The 14,985-nt window shown below is 68.2% G+C and carries 18 protein-coding genes; 4 read left to right on the top strand and 14 right to left on the bottom strand.

Features of this window, described 5'->3' with window-relative positions:
- Positions 1-1,170, bottom strand: a 1,170-nt coding sequence (locus AX709_RS16500) for a serine hydrolase domain-containing protein (protein ID WP_066550982.1), incomplete at its 3' end; no start/stop codon positions are given.
- On the bottom strand, positions 1,167-2,213 hold the full coding sequence (mutY, locus tag AX709_RS16495; RefSeq protein WP_156454308.1) for an A/G-specific adenine glycosylase: 1,047 nt from the start codon (positions 2,211-2,213) through the stop codon (positions 1,167-1,169). The genes mutY and AX709_RS16500, both read right to left, overlap by 4 nt.
- A 26-nt stretch (positions 2,214-2,239) precedes the next feature.
- Between mutY and AX709_RS16490 the strand changes: the two genes are divergently transcribed.
- The 3 genes from AX709_RS16490 to AX709_RS16480 are packed head-to-tail and all read left to right on the top strand — an operon-like array spanning position 2,240 to position 4,244.
- Positions 2,240-2,776 (top strand): DUF721 domain-containing protein, encoded by a 537-nt coding sequence (locus tag AX709_RS16490; RefSeq protein WP_240885416.1) that lies wholly within the window; start codon positions 2,240-2,242, stop codon positions 2,774-2,776.
- Positions 2,776-3,480 (top strand): DsbA family protein, encoded by a 705-nt coding sequence (locus AX709_RS16485; RefSeq protein WP_066550979.1) that lies wholly within the window; start codon positions 2,776-2,778, stop codon positions 3,478-3,480. Before AX709_RS16490 ends, AX709_RS16485 begins: the two co-directional genes overlap by 1 nt.
- Before the next feature lie 41 nt (positions 3,481-3,521).
- Complete coding sequence (locus AX709_RS16480) at positions 3,522-4,244, top strand: DsbA family protein (protein ID WP_066550976.1); 723 nt, start codon at positions 3,522-3,524, stop codon at positions 4,242-4,244.
- A 57-nt stretch (positions 4,245-4,301) separates the two neighbouring features.
- Here AX709_RS16480 and AX709_RS16475 read toward each other — a convergent pair whose 3' ends face one another.
- From AX709_RS16475 to AX709_RS16420, 12 genes are all read right to left on the bottom strand, one after another.
- Positions 4,302-5,309 (bottom strand): PhoH family protein, encoded by a 1,008-nt coding sequence (locus tag AX709_RS16475; protein ID WP_066483355.1) that lies wholly within the window; start codon positions 5,307-5,309, stop codon positions 4,302-4,304.
- Positions 5,310-5,400: 91 nt separating this feature from the next.
- On the bottom strand, positions 5,401-6,468 hold the full coding sequence (locus AX709_RS16470) for an NAD(P)-dependent alcohol dehydrogenase (RefSeq protein WP_066550973.1): 1,068 nt from the start codon (positions 6,466-6,468) through the stop codon (positions 5,401-5,403).
- Positions 6,469-6,735: 267 nt separating this feature from the next.
- Positions 6,736-7,173, bottom strand: a complete 438-nt coding sequence (locus AX709_RS16465) for a hypothetical protein (protein WP_066550970.1) — start codon at positions 7,171-7,173, stop codon at positions 6,736-6,738.
- Between the two features lie 155 nt (positions 7,174-7,328).
- Complete coding sequence (miaB, locus tag AX709_RS16460) at positions 7,329-8,642, bottom strand: tRNA (N6-isopentenyl adenosine(37)-C2)-methylthiotransferase MiaB (protein WP_082731833.1); 1,314 nt, start codon at positions 8,640-8,642, stop codon at positions 7,329-7,331.
- A 116-nt stretch (positions 8,643-8,758) separates the two neighbouring features.
- Complete coding sequence (locus AX709_RS16455) at positions 8,759-9,547, bottom strand: lysophospholipid acyltransferase family protein (RefSeq protein WP_066550988.1); 789 nt, start codon at positions 9,545-9,547, stop codon at positions 8,759-8,761.
- Positions 9,548-9,641: 94 nt separating this feature from the next.
- Positions 9,642-10,064, bottom strand: a complete 423-nt coding sequence (locus AX709_RS16450) for a Fur family transcriptional regulator (RefSeq protein WP_066483351.1) — start codon at positions 10,062-10,064, stop codon at positions 9,642-9,644.
- Positions 10,065-10,147: 83 nt separating this feature from the next.
- Positions 10,148-10,561, bottom strand: coding sequence for a MucR family transcriptional regulator (locus tag AX709_RS16445; protein ID WP_066483349.1), 414 nt, complete (start codon positions 10,559-10,561; stop codon positions 10,148-10,150).
- A 104-nt stretch (positions 10,562-10,665) separates the two neighbouring features.
- Complete coding sequence (locus tag AX709_RS16440) at positions 10,666-11,148, bottom strand: GNAT family N-acetyltransferase (RefSeq protein ID WP_066483347.1); 483 nt, start codon at positions 11,146-11,148, stop codon at positions 10,666-10,668.
- Complete coding sequence (gene tsaB, locus AX709_RS16435) at positions 11,145-11,765, bottom strand: tRNA (adenosine(37)-N6)-threonylcarbamoyltransferase complex dimerization subunit type 1 TsaB (protein ID WP_066550968.1); 621 nt, start codon at positions 11,763-11,765, stop codon at positions 11,145-11,147. Before tsaB ends, AX709_RS16440 begins: the two co-directional genes overlap by 4 nt.
- 10 nt (positions 11,766-11,775) lie before the next feature.
- On the bottom strand, positions 11,776-12,375 hold the full coding sequence (locus AX709_RS16430) for a malonic semialdehyde reductase (protein ID WP_066483334.1): 600 nt from the start codon (positions 12,373-12,375) through the stop codon (positions 11,776-11,778).
- 47 nt (positions 12,376-12,422) lie between these two features.
- The gene (locus tag AX709_RS16425; protein ID WP_066483696.1) at positions 12,423-12,998 is read right to left on the bottom strand and encodes a NifU family protein; all 576 of its coding nucleotides are present in this window, start codon (positions 12,996-12,998) and stop codon (positions 12,423-12,425) included.
- A gap of 54 nt (positions 12,999-13,052) precedes the next feature.
- Complete coding sequence (locus AX709_RS16420) at positions 13,053-13,910, bottom strand: aspartyl/asparaginyl beta-hydroxylase domain-containing protein (protein ID WP_156454307.1); 858 nt, start codon at positions 13,908-13,910, stop codon at positions 13,053-13,055.
- A 142-nt stretch (positions 13,911-14,052) separates the two neighbouring features.
- On the opposite strand from AX709_RS16420, the gene AX709_RS16415 reads away from it, so the two are divergent.
- Positions 14,053-14,985: M16 family metallopeptidase (locus AX709_RS16415; RefSeq protein WP_197432047.1), on the top strand; the 933-nt coding region annotated here is incomplete at its 3' end.

Below are 14,985 nucleotides of genomic sequence, written 5' to 3'. Positions count from 1 at the left end.
GCCATAGGTGCCCGCCGCACCGCCGCCGGGCAGGTCGTCGAGATAGACCGACCCCCCGGCCCCAAAGCCGAGCTTGCGGCCCGCACCCCCGGTCGACGCATCGACATTCAGGAAGAACACGCCGTCGGGCAGCAGGTTGGACATGGCGAGGCGCACCGTCTGCGCCTGCATCACCCGCTTGCCGTCGAGCTCGCCGCCATTTTGCAGCATGTGGAGGAAACGGTCGTAATCGCGCGCCGAGGTGACGAGCCCCGCCCCGCCATAGGGAAAGCTGGGCGGCTGGAGGTAGACCGAGGTCGCGGCCGGGTCGACCGGCACGCGATTGTCGCCGACAAAGATGTAGTTGTTCGCGAGCCGCGCCGCTTCCGATCCCGGCACGGTGAAGTAGGTCGAGGTCATGCCGAGGGGTTCGAACATCCGGGTGCGCAGGAACTGTTCATAGGGCATGCCCGATGCCTTCTCGATCACCGCGGCGAGGACATCGAGGCTGATCGAATAGCTCCATTTCGTGCCCGGATCGGCGACCAGCGGCAGCGTGGCGACGCGGTCGGCGAATTCGGCGAGCGATTTCGGCCGCACCGCCGCCATCTGCGCCTCCATCTGGACGTTGACTGCGGCGGGCAGGATGCCAAGCCGCTCATATTCCTTGAGCAGCGGGCCCTTTGTCACGATCGAATAGCCGAATCCGGCGGTGTGGGTCAGCAGATGGCGGATCGTGATCGGCCGCGCCGCCGGGCGCGACGCCAGGCTGGCGTCGGGGTCGGTCAGCACCTTCATCTCGCGAAAGGCGGGGATGATCTCATGGATCGGCTGGTCAAGGCTCAGCTTGCCGTCCTCGATCAGCATCATCGCCGCCATGCCGGTCACCGGCTTGGTCATCGAATAGACGCGCCACAGGCTGTCGGGCGAAGCCGCGCCCGCCCCCGGTTCCTGGCCCAGCCGCCCCTCCGCGATGAAGCGGGTCGGCTGGTCGCCCTGCCCGATCGCGACGACGATGCCCGGCGTGCGGTTCTGTTCGACATAGGATGCCGCGACCTGTGCGACCGCGGGCAGCGCCGGAGCGACTGGCGTCGACGCCGCGCGGCGTTCGGCCTGGGGCATGGCGAGCGCGATGCCGCCGATCCCGATCAGCGCGGCGCCGATCCCGGCGGCCAGACCCAGAGTTTTCATCGCGCATCCTCCATTATCGCCGCCGCCTTCGCGAACAGGCTGGGCAGGCCGGCATCGGCCAGCCGGTCGACCGGCCACCATTCGCCTTCGACCGCGATGTGCCCCGCCAGCCGCGCGCTCGCAAGGCCGCATCGCAATTCGAAATGGGTGAAGACGTGGCGCAGCTCGGCATTGTGCCGCCGCCACTCGGCTGCGACGGGCGCATCGGCCAGTCCCGGCGGCGCGTCCGCCCATGGCCCGGTCGGCAGCGCGCGCATGCCGCCGAGCAATCCGCGCGGCGGGCGCCGGACCAGCAGCACCGCATCTTCGCGGGTAAGCCAGAAGATCGTGCCATGGCGCACGGGTCTGGCCGCCTTGGCCAGCTTGCGCGGATAGGTGGCGACTGCCCCCTGCGCGTAAGCGCGACAATGGACAGCAATGGGGCAGGACGCGCAATCGGCGCGGCGCGGGGTACAGATTGTTGCGCCCAGATCCATCATCGCCTGGGCGAAGTCCCCCGCGCGCGTCGCGGGCGTCATCGCGTCGGCCAGCGCGCGAAGCTCGCCCCGCGCCATGGGAAGCGGCGTTTCGACCGCGAACAGGCGGCTGACCACGCGCTCGACATTCCCGTCGACGACGACCGCGCGCCGGCCAAAGGCGATCGCCGCGACCGCCGCGGCGGTATAGGGGCCGAAGCCGGGCAACCGGCGCAACGCTGCTTCGTCCGACGGCAAGCGTCCGCCATGATCGCGCACCACCGCGCGCGCGCAGGCGATCAGGTTGCGTGCCCGCGCATAATAGCCGAGCCCGGCCCATGCCGCCATCAGCTCACCCTCATCTGCCGCCGCCAGGCTGGCGAAATCGGGCCAGCGGGTGGTGAAATGTTCGAAATAGGGAATGACCGTCACGACCTGAGTCTGCTGAAGCATGACCTCCGACAGCCACACGCGATAGGGGTCGGGCGGCGGCGTGCCCGGCGGCGCGCGCCACGGCAGGACACGCGCATGCGCTTCGTACCAGGCGAGCAGCGCGGGCGCGATGTCAGATGGGACGTTGGCAGACACGGGGCGGCTATGGCATGGGAGACGCGATGACGAAATCCACGCGTACGCCCCAGGCCGTCGATAGCGATCGGCCGCGCGGCGGCAGGGCCCGGCCCGTCGCCGACCTGCTGCCCGATATCGGCCGCGCCGCGTTCCGCAAATTCGGCTTCGTGCAAAGCTCGATCGTCAGTCGCTGGCCCGAAATCGTCGGCGAACGTTACGCGCGTGTCTCCGCGCCCGAATCGATCCGCTTTCCCCAGGGTGCGCGCAGCGGCGGGCTGTTGACGCTGGCGGTCGCTCCCGCCCATGCGACGATGATGCAGCATATCGGGCCCGAGATCATGGAGCGGGTGAACCGCTTCTTCGGCTATGCCGCGGTCGCGCGGATCGCGTTCAGGCCTGGCCAGTTCGCCGCGCGCGCAGCCGCTGCCGCACCGGTGCGGCCTGCAGCGGCAACGATCGATCTGGGCGACAGCGTCCGCGCGATCGCCGATCCCGAACTGCGTGAGGTGCTGGCGGCGCTGGCGGCGGGCATTGTCGAGCAACCCCCGGTCATCGTGCCGGTGATGGGCAAGGTGCGTTGATGCGGTGGCGACATGTCGGGCTGATCGCATGGGTTGCCATCGCGGCGACCCCGCCCGGTGCTGCCCAGGAGGCATCGGCACCGCGCAGTGCGGCGCAGCGCGACTGGCGCGCGACCGCGACGCTGTCGCCCGACGGCGCGGTGCGGATCGGCAGCCCGCAGGCGAAGGTCAAGCTGGCCGAATATCTGAGCTACACCTGCCCGCATTGCGCCGATTTCGTCGCGCAGTCCGAACCCGTCCTGAAGGATCAGATGGTCCGGACGGGCCGCGTCCAGGTGGAATATCGCCATTTCGTGCGCGACCGGCTCGACCTCGCCTCCGCGCTGCTCGCGCGGTGCCAGGGCCCGGTCGGCTTTGCGGCGGCGAACAAGGCGATCTTTGCCGCGCAGCCCGCGACCTTCGCCAGAACCCAGGCGTTCCAGGCGAGGCCGGACGCGTACAAGGGCGCGGCGACGCTGGGCGATCAGCTCATCCGGCTGGGCGAGGGATCGGGGCTGATCGCGCTGCTTCGCCCGCTCGGGCTGAGCGATGCCAAGGCGCGCGCGTGCCTCAACAACCAGGCCGAGACCGAACGGCTCATCAAGATGACCGAGGCCGTCGCCGCGCAGCTCGAGGGCACGCCCAGCTTTGCGATCAACGGCAATTTCGTCGGGTCGGGCAGCTGGTCCTCGCTCGAACCGCAGTTGCGCGCCGCCGGCGCCTGATCCCGCCCAATCCCGATCTTGCGATGGAGTGAACCCGAACCATGCGTGCAGCCCTTTTCCTGCTTCCCCTCGCCCTCGCCGCCTGTGGCGCCGACGGGACGGGCAATGACAGCGGCCCCGCCGCCGCACCGGTCGCCGCCGCCGCGCCGCCGGCGGGCACCACCTGGACCGAAACGGTCAGCGAAACCGCCGAGGGCGGATTCCGCATGGGCAACCCCAGCGCGCCGATCAAGCTGGTCGAATATGGCTCGCGCACCTGCCCGGCGTGCGGTGCGTTCGCGCGCGACGGCTTCGAGCCGCTGACCAAGCTGGTCGAGACGGGCAAGGTGAGCTTCGAATTCCGCGATTATGTGCTGCACGGCCCGCCGGACATCGCCGCCGCGGTCGTCGGCAGCTGCGCCGGGCCGGGCCCGTTCTTCCCGATCCTGGAACAGATGTACGCCAATCAGCCGGCGACGCTCGATCGCATCCAGCAGGTCGCGCCCGCCGTCCAGCAACAGGCGCAGGGCGCGAGCCCGGCCGCCCAAGTCACGCTGTGGGCTGAACAGGCCGGCTATATCGACTTCGTCAAGCAGCGCGGCATTTCGGAGGGGCAGGCCAAGGCGTGCCTCGCCGACATGGCGCGGATCGACAAGGTCGCCAAGATCCTGGAAAACGCCACCGTCGTCCAGGGTACGCCGACCTTCCTGCTCAACGGCAACAAGCTGGAAAACGCGATCAGCTGGAAGGATGTCGAGGCCGCACTCCGCCGCGCCGGGGCCTGAGCCGGGGCGCACGGACCGCAACCGCGCCTGACCCAGATGCCCGGCGCGCTGGTCGCGTCAGGCGTCGGGGCCCTCATAGGCCTGGACGATGCGCCCGACGATCGGGTGGCGCACCACGTCGCCCGCGCCGAAGCGGACGACCGACATCCCTTCGATCCCCTCCAGCCGCGCGACCGCGTCGTTCAGGCCCGATGCGTTGACCCCGCCGGGCAGGTCGGTCTGGTTGGGGTCGCCGCACACCACCATGCGGCTGTTCTGGCCGAAACGGGTGAGGAACATCTTCATCTGCCCAGGCGTCGTGTTCTGCGCCTCGTCGAGGATGACGAAGGCATCGGCAAGGGTGCGGCCACGCATGAAGGCAATGGGCGCGATCTCGATCTCGCCCGAACTGATCCGCCGTTCGACCTGTTCGGCGGGCAGGCAGTCATAGAGCGCGTCATAGATCGGGCGCAGATAGGGATCGACCTTTTCCTTCATGTCGCCGGGCAGGAAGCCGAGCCGCTCGCCCGCCTCCACCGCCGGGCGCGACAGGATGAGGCGCTGGACGCTGCCGGTGATCAGCTGCGCGACGGCCTGGGCTACCGCCAGATAGGTCTTGCCGGTGCCTGCCGGGCCGAGCGCGAAGATGATGTCGTTCGACACCAGCTGGCGCATGTAATGCGTCTGCGCCACCGATCGCGGCACGATCGTCTTGCGGCGGGTTCGGATCATGATCGACGGCGGCGGCGCGCCATTGCCCGGTTCGGTGCGGATGATGCCGGCAAAGGTCGGCTCGGCCGACATCGCGATCACCGCATCGATCAGGCCGGTGTCGATCTCCTCGCCCCGGATGACCCGCGTGTGCAGCTCCTGCAGCACTTCGCGCGCATGCGCGACTGCCTCCGCCGTGCCCTCGATCTGCACCCGCTGGCCGCGCGCGTGGATATAGACGCCCAGCCGCTCCTCGAGCGCGAGGATGTTGCTGTCGAACTCACCGAACAGCTGGGGCAGCAGTTGCGGCTTGTCGAAATTGACCTCGACGCGCGAACGGTCGCCCGGCTGGGCGGGAACAGGCTTGCGGCTCATCGGGCTCCCGGAGTCAGGATCATGCAAGCCAAGCGTGGCAGAGGCGATGGGTTCCCGCCAGCCCTAAAACGCGACGCGCCCGACGCCGCGGTCACCCCGCCTGATTCAGCGACGCCATGTCGATGACGAAGCGATATTTGACGTCGCTTTTCACCATCCGGTCATAGGCGGCGTCGATGTCCTGGATGTCGATCATCTCGACGTCGGAGACGAGGCCATGGTCACGGCAGAAATCAAGCATCTCCTGCGTCTCGCGGATGCCGCCGATCAGCGAGCCGGCGATCGTGCGGCGGCGGAACACCAGATTGGCGATGCTGGGGCTGGGGTGGGGATGCTCGGGCACGCCGACCAGCGTCATCGTGCCGTCGCGCTTCAGCAACGCGGTGAACTGGTCGAGGTCGTGGCTGGCCGCGACGGTGTTCAGGATGAAGTCGAAACTGTTGGCGTGCGCCGCCATCGCGTCCGCGTCGCGCGAGACGATCAGGTCGGTCGCGCCCAGCTGTTTCGCGTCGTCGCGCTTGCCGGGCGAGGTGGAGAAGACATAGACGTCGGCACCCATCGCGGCAGCGATCTTGACCCCCATATGGCCCAGCCCGCCCAGGCCGACGATGCCGACCTTCTGACCCGGGCCGACGCCCCAATGCTTGAGCGGCGAATAGGTGGTGATGCCCGCGCAGAGCAGCGGGGCAACCGCCGCCAGCTGGTCCTCGCCATGGCCGATGCGCAGCACGAAATCGCGATCGACGACGATATGGTCGGAATAGCCGCCGAAGGTATGGCCACCCATCTGCGGATCAGGGCCGTTATAGGTGCCGACGAAACCCGTGCCTTCGCAATATTGCTCCTCGCCCGCCTGGCAGCTGGCGCAGGTGCGGCAGCTGTCGACCATGCAGCCGACGCCTGCGAGGTCGCCGACCGCGAAATTGTCGACGTCCGATCCCACCGCCGTCACGCGCCCGACAATCTCGTGCCCGGGCACGCACGGATAGAGCGTGCCGCCCCATTCGCCGCGCGCAGTATGCAGGTCGGAATGGCACACGCCGCAATAGAGGATGTCGATCGCGACATCGCGCGGGCCGGGGTCGCGACGCTGGAAATCGAAGGGGGCAAACGGCGCGTCGGCGGCTTGCGCGGCATAGGCTTTCGCTGGGCTGGGCATGATGATCCTGTCGACATGGGGGTGGAGCCGGGGCGCAACGCTTATCTTTTGCAGGTTACAAGACAAGGTACGACAGTCGCAATTTCAGTCCGACCTGCGGCGTAACTCGTGCCGCACCGCCGCGTCCGTCCATACCTATCCGTCCAGCGCGTCCGGCCTGTTTGCGCGAAGTCCATAGCAGCAGGATGCAAGTCATTGAATCAGAAATGACGTGAGCTGATATTGGAATTAGCGACTTGCCGCCCCAGAACTCAAGTCAACTCGTCGTCAGCGCGGGTTGATGGCGGGCGGACTGTTTCGAATAGCGGAATAGGCGGACTCCGCACGCTGCATCGCGGCGGCACCATCTGTGGCCATTCGCTGGCCGTTGATCTGCTGATCCTGCCCGTCGCGGACCTGACGCTCGGCGCGAACAAGGTCCTTTTGGGCGCGCTTCAGGCGCTTCTCGCCCATTGCTACCTGCTTTGCCCCGCGCGCAATATCGCGCTCGCCCTTTTGGAGGGATGCTTGACCCTGCTCCCACGCCGCGCCGCGGTCCGAGATCGCGCTTCCGCGTGCCGAGATACGCTCGCCGACCGACGCAGGGCGCTGGTCGTCGGCACAGGCGGACAAGGAAAGCGTTGCCGTGGCGAGGCACAGCAGGATCGGCTTATGGCCGGAATGGGTAATTTGGAATTCCTTATCGATCGAGTGGAGCGCCGCCACGATCCATCGCGATTGACGGGACTGGGAAGGTCGCCAGGCGCCGGAAAGCGATCGTTCGTTGCAGCACACAACGCACATGAAGTCGGAATGGGCACAGCGCCCCGCGACTTTCCTTCGGATTAGCCCGCCCTGCGACGATGGGCTCGCGGTTGCGCCTATGCTGCGGCGTGCGTCCGCATCTCACCAGCCAGTGAATTGGGGCCGGCATGGACCAGGTCGACCGTCACCAGGTCGCCGATGCTCGCGTCGGCGATGACGTGGACGGATTGCAGCCAGGGCGACTTGCCGATCAGCTGGCCGGGGCGCTTGCCGGGGCGTTCGAGCAGCACGTCGCAACGTCGCCCGACGCTGGCGGCGTTGAACGCGGCCTGATCGCGGTTGAGCGCGGCCTGCAATTGCTGGAGCCGGTCGTCGATCACGTCGGCGGGGATCGCGCCCGCCATGTCGGCCGCCGGCGTGCCGGGGCGCGCCGAAAATTTGAAGCTGAACGCCTGGGCATAGCCGACCGCGTCGATCAGGCTGAGCGTGTCGGCGAACTCGGCATCGGTTTCGCCGGGAAAGCCGACGATGAAATCGCCCGACAGCGCAATGTCGGGCCGCGCCGCGCGCACCCGGTCGAGCAGGCGCAGATAGCCGTCGCGGGTGTGGGCGCGGTTCATCGCCCTGAGCACCCGGTCATTGCCCGACTGCACCGGCAGATGCAGGAAGGGCATCAGCTTTTCGACGTCCGCGTGCGCGTCGATCAGCCCCTGGGCCATGTCGTTGGGATGGCTGGTGGTATAGCGGATGCGCGCCAGCCCCGCGATCCGGTCGAGCGCGCGGATCAGGTCGTGGAGCCCGCGCCCGTCGCCGTCGGTCCAGGCGTTGACGTTCTGGCCCAGCAGCGTGATCTCGCGCGCGCCGGCATCGACCAATGCGTTGGCCTCGTCGACGATCGCCGCGAACGGCCGGCTGACTTCGGCCCCGCGGGTATAGGGCACGACGCAGTAGGTGCAGAATTTGTCGCAACCCTCCTGTACGGTCAGGAAGGCGCTGGGCCCGACGCGGCGGCGGGCGGGCAGCCGGCCGAACTTCGATTCGACGGGCATGTCGGTATCGACCGCGAGGCCGCCCCGTGCTGCATCGGCGACCAGTTCGGGCAGGCGGTGATAGGCCTGCGGGCCGACGACGACGTCCACCTTTGTCCGCCGCGCGATCTCTGCGCCCTCGGCCTGGGCGACGCAGCCCGCGACTGCAATCATGGGCCGCGTGCCGTCGTCGCGCCTCAGCCGGCCGATGTCCGAATAGACCTTTTCGGTCGCGCGCTCGCGGATGTGGCAGGTGTTGAGGATGACGAGGTCCGCCGACGCGGCATCGGGGGCGACCGCGAGGCCCTGCGCGGTCATCAGCTCGCCCATGCGCTCGCCGTCATAGACGTTCATCTGGCAACCGAACGATTTGACGTGAAAGGTTTTGGGGGGCGCGTTCATCGGCGGGCGCATAGCCGAACGGGGCGGATTGGACAATTGCGCGGCGTGGGGGTGGACTGGCCCCGCCCCGACCCCTCCCCCTGAAGGGGAGGGGCTTTATCGGCGTCCATCGCAGGTCAATGCCAGGTAAAGGGGCGCAGCGGCTCGCCCAATGCACGGACCAGCGCCGCCTCGATCCGGCGGCGGCTTTCGGCGGCGATCGCCTTGCGCCCCGGAAAGTCGCGCGGGTTGAAGGGTTCGAGGAAGTGGCAACGCAGGCGAAAGCTGCCCGGGCGCGACAGGACGCGGATGCCATTGTCCTTGCCCGACTCCACGCCGACCCACGCGATGTCCTCGCCATCCGGGCGGTCATATTCGAGCAGCACCGGCTGAACGAGGACGCCCGGCGGCGGGGGCTCGAGCACGCGCAGCATCGGCGTCTTGAACGGCAGCAGCGAGCGGCCGTCGGTCGTCGTCCCCTCGGGAAAGACCGTGATCGCCCAGTTGTCGGCGAGCGCGTCGCGCAGCTGGTTGATCTGTTCGGCGACGCCCATCCGGTCCTCGCGCTTGACGAAGACGGTCCGGTTCATCCGCGACAGCCAGCCGACGATCGGCGCGGTACCGATCTCGGCCTTGGCGACGAAGGCGGTGCCGCTGGCCCCCCCGAGTGCGAGGATGTCGATCCAGCTCAAATGGTTGGAGACGTAGAAGACGTCGCGCTTCAGCGGCACGCCGACCACCTCGACCCGCGCGCCGGCAATGCGCGCCGCGGTGCCCAGGAACAGTCGCGGCCAGGGCGACGGGGCGCGGACCAGGCGGAACAGATAATGGAGCGGCACGAACAGGAAGAGCGCGAGGACCAGCAGCAGCGCGCGTGCGCCCAGCCGCAGCCAGCCCGCCGCTCCGGGACGTGGCGGCTCGCCCATCGCGGCGCGCACGCGCGGATCGGTCGACAGGACGGGCAGCGGAAAGGCAGGCGGCGGGGTGCCGCCCGTACCGGGATCGGCGGGAACCGGCGGATCAGCCCTTTCGGTCGAGGGCAACGCCATAAAGCTCCATGCGATGGTCGACCAGGCGAAAGCCGAGCCGCTCGGCGATCTGCTTCTGCAGCAGTTCGAGCTCGGGATCGACGAACTCGATCACCCGTCCGGATTCGACGTCGATCAGGTGGTCGTGATGCGCTTCGGGCGCGGGCTCATAGCGCGCACGTCCGTCGCCGAAATCGTGGCGGTCGAGGATGCCCGCTTCCTCGAACAGCCGCACCGTCCGATAGACGGTCGCAATCGAGATGCCTGGGTCGATGGCGGAGGCACGCGCATAGACCTTTTCGACGTCGGGGTGATCGTCCGCCTCCGACAGCACGCGCGCGATGATGCGGCGCTGGTCGGTGATGCGCAGGCCCTTTTCCTGACAAAGGGCTTCGAGATCGATCTTGCGCGCCATCGCCGCTCACTCCCATGCTTCGACCGGTCCGGTCTATCGCCAAGCCGGCCGCGGGGGAAGGGCGCAGCGCGCGCTTGCGCCGGTCAGCGGCGACGGCGCTTGGTGCCCAGCCCGATCTTCTTGGCGAGCGAGCGACGCTGCTCGGCATAATTGGGCGCGACCATCGGATAGTCGGCGGGCAGGTTCCACTTGGCGCGGTACTGTTCGGGCGTCATCTGGTAATGCGTCATCAGGTGCCGCTTCAGCATCTTGAGCTTCTTGCCGTCCTCCAGACAAACCAGATAGTCGGGCCGGATCGACGCGCGCACCGAAACCGCCGGCTCCTGCTTGACCTCGGGCTCCGGCACCGGCGTGCCAAGATTGGCGAGCGCGCCGTGCACATTCTGAATGAGAATGGGTAAATCAGACACCGCCACACTATTGTTGCTGACATGCGCGGCGACGATATCGGCAGTCAGCGTGATCAGGGTTTCCTGAATATCGGTCGAGTTGTCCATTTCGATCCTTTCCGAAACATGTCCGGCCTATTCGGTCGTGATTTTTGATGTCCCTATCGAACGATGATCGGCGCGGATCAAGATCGAAAAATCGAGTAACCGTTCTATTCCTGCTCAATCGTGCGAGTATAGGTGTGGGCGTCGAACATCTGGCGGTTATTGCCGCTGTAATAATCGCGACGCTCGCCGATCTTGACGAAGCCATGGCGCTCATAGAGCCGGACCGCATCGTTGCCGGCGCGGACTTCCAGATGCAGTCGGGTCACGCCGCGCGCGCGCGCGTCCGCGATCACCGAACGCAGCAACGCGCCGCCGACGCCGCAACCCTGCCAGGCGGGGCGTGTCGCGATCAGCAGCAGCTCGCAATCGTCGATCACCGCGCGCGCCAGCGCGAACCCCGCATCCTCGCCATCGACCGCCGCGATCGTCAGCCAGATGCCCGGCAGGATCAGCATTCCCCCCGCCTGAGCAAGCGACCATGCCTCGCCGTAGCGCGGGTCGAAGGCGTCGTGCATGATCCGGTCGATCACGTTCAGGTCGCGCGCGGTGCCGGCGCGCAGGTCGATGCGGTGGAGCGTCGTGCTCATGTCGCCGCGGGCTTTGCGTCGGGCGCGCGGCCATAGACCGGCTTGGCGGGGCGCTGGCGAAACTCCTCGGGCATGCGCATCGCCTCACGCGCGTCGGGCAGCAGCTCGGTCGCGCGGACCCGATCGTCGAGCGCGACCAGATAGCGCACGCCCGAACCATAGGCCGGCTTGCCATTGAGCATCGCGAACGCCTCCGCCGGCTTGACCGACATGGGTTGCGAGATCGCGGTCAGCGGCGCGGGGCCAAAGCTTTGCGCAAACACCTCACCATGCCCGCCCTCCAGCACGACGACCAGCCCGTCGCGCGTGCCACGGCCGCGCTGCGCCATCGCGGCGACGAGCGCGAGCGAGGAGAAGCCGGCGACATCCGCGCCCCAGCCGATCGCCAGGCCGAGCGCGGCGGCAAGCCCGACCCGCACCCCGGTGAAGCTGCCCGGCCCGCAATCGACCAGGATATGCGGCGCGCGCCCCTGTCCCTGCAGCTCGGCGATCATCGGCAGCAGCCGTTCGGCATGGCCACGCCCGACCACCTCGTGCCGGGCATCGACACAGGTCAGGCCATCGAACAACGCGACCGAACAGGCGGCGGTGGCGGTATCGATGACCAGAGTGCGCAACGCCGGGCGCTCAGTCGATCCGGTTGAACCGTTCGAACGCCGGGCGCGGACTGCGGTCGAAGATGGTGGCGGGATCGCCCTTGCCGAAAGTTGACACGAAGTTGACACGCACCTGCGGCTGGCCGGCGAAGAAGGCGGCGTTGACCTTGTCCGCGTCGAAACCCGACATCGGCCCGGTGTCGAAGCCCAGCGCGCGCGCCGCCATGATGAACCACCCGCCCTGCAGCGTCGAGTTGCGGAACGCGCTTTCGCGGCGCAGTTCGGCCTTGTCGTCGCCCGTGAACCAGCTGCGCGCGTCGGTGTGCGGGAACAGCCAGGGAAGCTGTTCATGGAAATCGAGGTCCATCCCGATCACGACCGCGGCGGGCGCCTTGCGTACCTTGTCCGCATTGCCGGCCGAAACGCACGAGGCGAGCAGCTCGCGCGATTCGGGGCTTAGGCACCAGACGAAACGGGCGGGCTGCTGGTTGGCCGAGGTCGGCCCCATTTTGATCAGGTCATAGATCGCGCGGACATCGTCCGCGCCGACCGGCGTGTCGTGATACCCGTTATAGGTCCGCGCCTCGCGGAACAGCGTGTCGAGCGCGTCGGCGCCCAGCGGATCGGCCATGCTTTTCCTCTTTTGTCAGCAATATGGAACAACGGTGCGCCGGCCGGTCAGACCGCGCGAACCTCGGTCACTTCGGGCACATAGTAGCGCAGCAGCTGTTCGATCCCGTTCTTGAGCGTCGCGCTCGACGACGGGCACCCCGAACACGCCCCCTGCATCTGGAGATAGACCTTGCCCTGGTCGAACCCGCGATAGACGATGTCGCCGCCGTCATTGGCGACCGCGGGGCGCACGCGCGTGTCGATCAGTTCCTTGATCTGCGCGACGATCTCCGCATCCTCGGGATTCTCGGCAAAGGCGGTGTCGGCCGCGGGCACCTGGATCCCGGCAGCGCTGGCGGGGGCGAACAGCGGCATGTCGGCGCTGAAATGATCGAGCAGCACCGCAAGCACGTCGGGCTTGAGCGCGGCCCAGTCGACGCCGGGCGCGGCGGACACCGACACGAAGTTATAGCCGAAGAAAACGCCGGTTACATCGCCCAGCGCGAACAGCGCGGCGGCGAGCGGCGAGGCCTCCGCCTCCTCGGGCGACGCGAAGTCGCGCGTGCCGCTGGGCATGACGGTGCGGCCCGGCAGGAATTTGAGCGTGGCGGGATTCGGTGTCGCTTCGGTTTCGATCAGCATGGCCGACATGTGGCGCGCGCACGCACCGGGATCAAGGGCCGCGCACCGGCCCGATCAGCGCCGGTCCAGCGCACCCAGCGCGGCATTCCACCGCGCCAGGTTGCTGCGCGCTTCCTGGACGAAGGCCGAACGGCGCACAATGCCCAGGAACAGGTCGGCGAACATCCGCCCCGGCTGGCGCAGCGGGCGGGCGAACTGGATGAGCAGGACGACGCGGGTCCGCGCGCTGTCATTCCAAACTTCATGGTCATAGCTGTCGTCGAAAACCAGCGTCTCGCCCTCGCTCCAGCGCACGATCCGGTCGCCGACGCGCATCCGGACATCGCCGTCATCGGGCACGACGAGGCCCAGATGACAGGTGATCAGCCCCTTGCTGACGCCACGATGCGGCGGAATGCGGGTGCCGGGCGCCAGGATCGAGAAGAAGGCGGTGTTAAGCCCGGGAATGGATTCGACCAGCGCGGTGGTGCGTGGGCACAGATCCGCATTGTCGTCGATCCGGTAGCCATAGCCCCACAGGAAGAAGGACCGCCACTTGCCCGGCTCCGCAATCGCACGATGGTCGGGCGAGATGGTGGCGAGCGGCGGCGCGGCATCGCCGTTCAGCGCGACCGCGACCGCTTCGTCACGGACCGACCGCCATTCGTCGCGCAATCGCCGGGTCCAGTCGAACAGGTCGGCGGGCAGCACCGGACCGTTCGGCACGCGCGACGAGCGCGCGATCACCCAGTCGAAAGCCCCGCGCAGATGCTTGCCGTATCGCACCAGCCACGGACGATGCGGGTCGGCGCGCAGCGCCGGTGCGGGAGATGGCAGACCGGACACCCGTCCCAGATCGGGCAGCGGGCCCGCGCGATTGGCGGGGCGACCGGCGGGGAGCGGGGTGACCCGCGAATCGGATCGGCTGTGCATCACGCAATCACTCAGCTGACATGCCGCGCCGCCCTTCGGACGCGACGATGACAGGCCGGTGACGCCCTTTGTCAAAAATCGCCGGAAATGCGCAGGGCTTGCGGCTAGCCGCTGCGCGCGATTGCGGTTACGCTGAGACCTTATGTCCAGTTTCCCCCGCGCTGCCGCCCTTGCCGGCGCCCTCATCGCCCTCCTCCCCATCATGCCCGCGCTCAGCCGCCCGCAGGCGACCCCCGCGCCTGCGCCATCGACGCAGAGCGCACCGACCGGGCTGGTCCCCGTCCCGCAGACCGCGGATACGCCGTGGCTGTTCAAGGGCAGCGACATCCCGCCCGACCGGGCATGGACCTTCGGCGTGCTGCCCAACGGCGTGCGCTATGCGGTGCGGGCCAACGGCGTACCGCCCGGACAGGTCGCGATCCGCGTCGCGATCGACGCCGGGTCGCTGATGGAACGCGAAAACGAGCGCGGCTTCGCGCACCTGATCGAGCATCTGGCGTTTCGCGGATCGGTGCATGTGCCCGACGGCGAATCGAAGCGGGTGTGGCAGCGCCTGGGCGTCACCTTCGGGTCGGACACCAACGCATCGACCAGCTTCACCCAGACGAGCTACAAGCTCGACCTGCCGTCGGCGACCGCGGAGGGGCTGGACACCAGCCTGAAGATCCTGGCCGGCATGATGGCGCAGCCGACGATCGACGCGACCGCGCTCAACGCCGAGCGGCCCGTCGTGCTGGCCGAGCAGCGCGAGCAGCCGGGCCCGCAGGTGCGGCTGGGCGATGCCAGCCGCGCGCTGTTCTTTCGCGGCCAGCTGATCGCCGACCGGTCGCCGATCGGCAATGTCGCGACGCTGGAGGCCGCGACCCCCGAAAGCGTGCGGGAATTCCATCGCCGCTGGTACCGGCCGGAGCGTGCGGTCGTCGTCGTGGTCGGCGACGCCGATCCCAAGCTGCTCGAAGCCGCGGTGATCAAGCATTTCTCGGATTGGCGTGCCGAAATCGGGCTGCGGCACCGCCGCGCCCTCGCCCCGCCAATCCGAGAAATGCTTGATCACCGCGGCTTCGAGCAGCTTGGG

It is taken from the genome of Sphingomonas sp. CCH15-F11 (genome assembly GCF_001557005.1).
Taxonomy (GTDB): Bacteria; Pseudomonadota; Alphaproteobacteria; order Sphingomonadales; family Sphingomonadaceae; genus Sphingomonas.
Note: the sequence above shows the minus strand (reverse complement) of the source record. Positions and strands in the feature narration are given on the sequence as shown.

What these genes read in the sequence shown, in the direction of transcription:
- AX709_RS16455 (WP_066550988.1), bottom strand. Translation starts at nt 9,547, where the DNA reads ATGGGCGAGCCGCCACGTCCCGGAGCGGCGGGCTGGCTGCGGCTGGGC.
- AX709_RS16420 (WP_156454307.1), bottom strand. Translation starts at nt 13,910, where the DNA reads ATGCACAGCCGATCCGATTCGCGGGTCACCCCGCTCCCCGCCGGTCGC.
- AX709_RS16430 (WP_066483334.1), bottom strand. Translation starts at nt 12,375, where the DNA reads ATGGCCGATCCGCTGGGCGCCGACGCGCTCGACACGCTGTTCCGCGAG.
- AX709_RS16425 (WP_066483696.1), bottom strand. Translation starts at nt 12,998, where the DNA reads ATGCTGATCGAAACCGAAGCGACACCGAATCCCGCCACGCTCAAATTC.
- AX709_RS16445 (WP_066483349.1), bottom strand. Translation starts at nt 10,561, where the DNA reads ATGGACAACTCGACCGATATTCAGGAAACCCTGATCACGCTGACTGCC.
- AX709_RS16485 (WP_066550979.1), top strand. Translation starts at nt 2,776, where the DNA reads ATGCGGTGGCGACATGTCGGGCTGATCGCATGGGTTGCCATCGCGGCG.
- AX709_RS16475 (WP_066483355.1), bottom strand. Translation starts at nt 5,309, where the DNA reads ATGAGCCGCAAGCCTGTTCCCGCCCAGCCGGGCGACCGTTCGCGCGTC.
- AX709_RS16470 (WP_066550973.1), bottom strand. Translation starts at nt 6,468, where the DNA reads ATGCCCAGCCCAGCGAAAGCCTATGCCGCGCAAGCCGCCGACGCGCCG.
- miaB (WP_082731833.1), bottom strand. Translation starts at nt 8,642, where the DNA reads ATGAACGCGCCCCCCAAAACCTTTCACGTCAAATCGTTCGGTTGCCAG.
- AX709_RS16450 (WP_066483351.1), bottom strand. Translation starts at nt 10,064, where the DNA reads ATGGCGCGCAAGATCGATCTCGAAGCCCTTTGTCAGGAAAAGGGCCTG.
- AX709_RS16440 (WP_066483347.1), bottom strand. Translation starts at nt 11,148, where the DNA reads ATGAGCACGACGCTCCACCGCATCGACCTGCGCGCCGGCACCGCGCGC.
- AX709_RS16480 (WP_066550976.1), top strand. Translation starts at nt 3,522, where the DNA reads ATGCGTGCAGCCCTTTTCCTGCTTCCCCTCGCCCTCGCCGCCTGTGGC.
- AX709_RS16490 (WP_240885416.1), top strand. Translation starts at nt 2,240, where the DNA reads ATGACGAAATCCACGCGTACGCCCCAGGCCGTCGATAGCGATCGGCCG.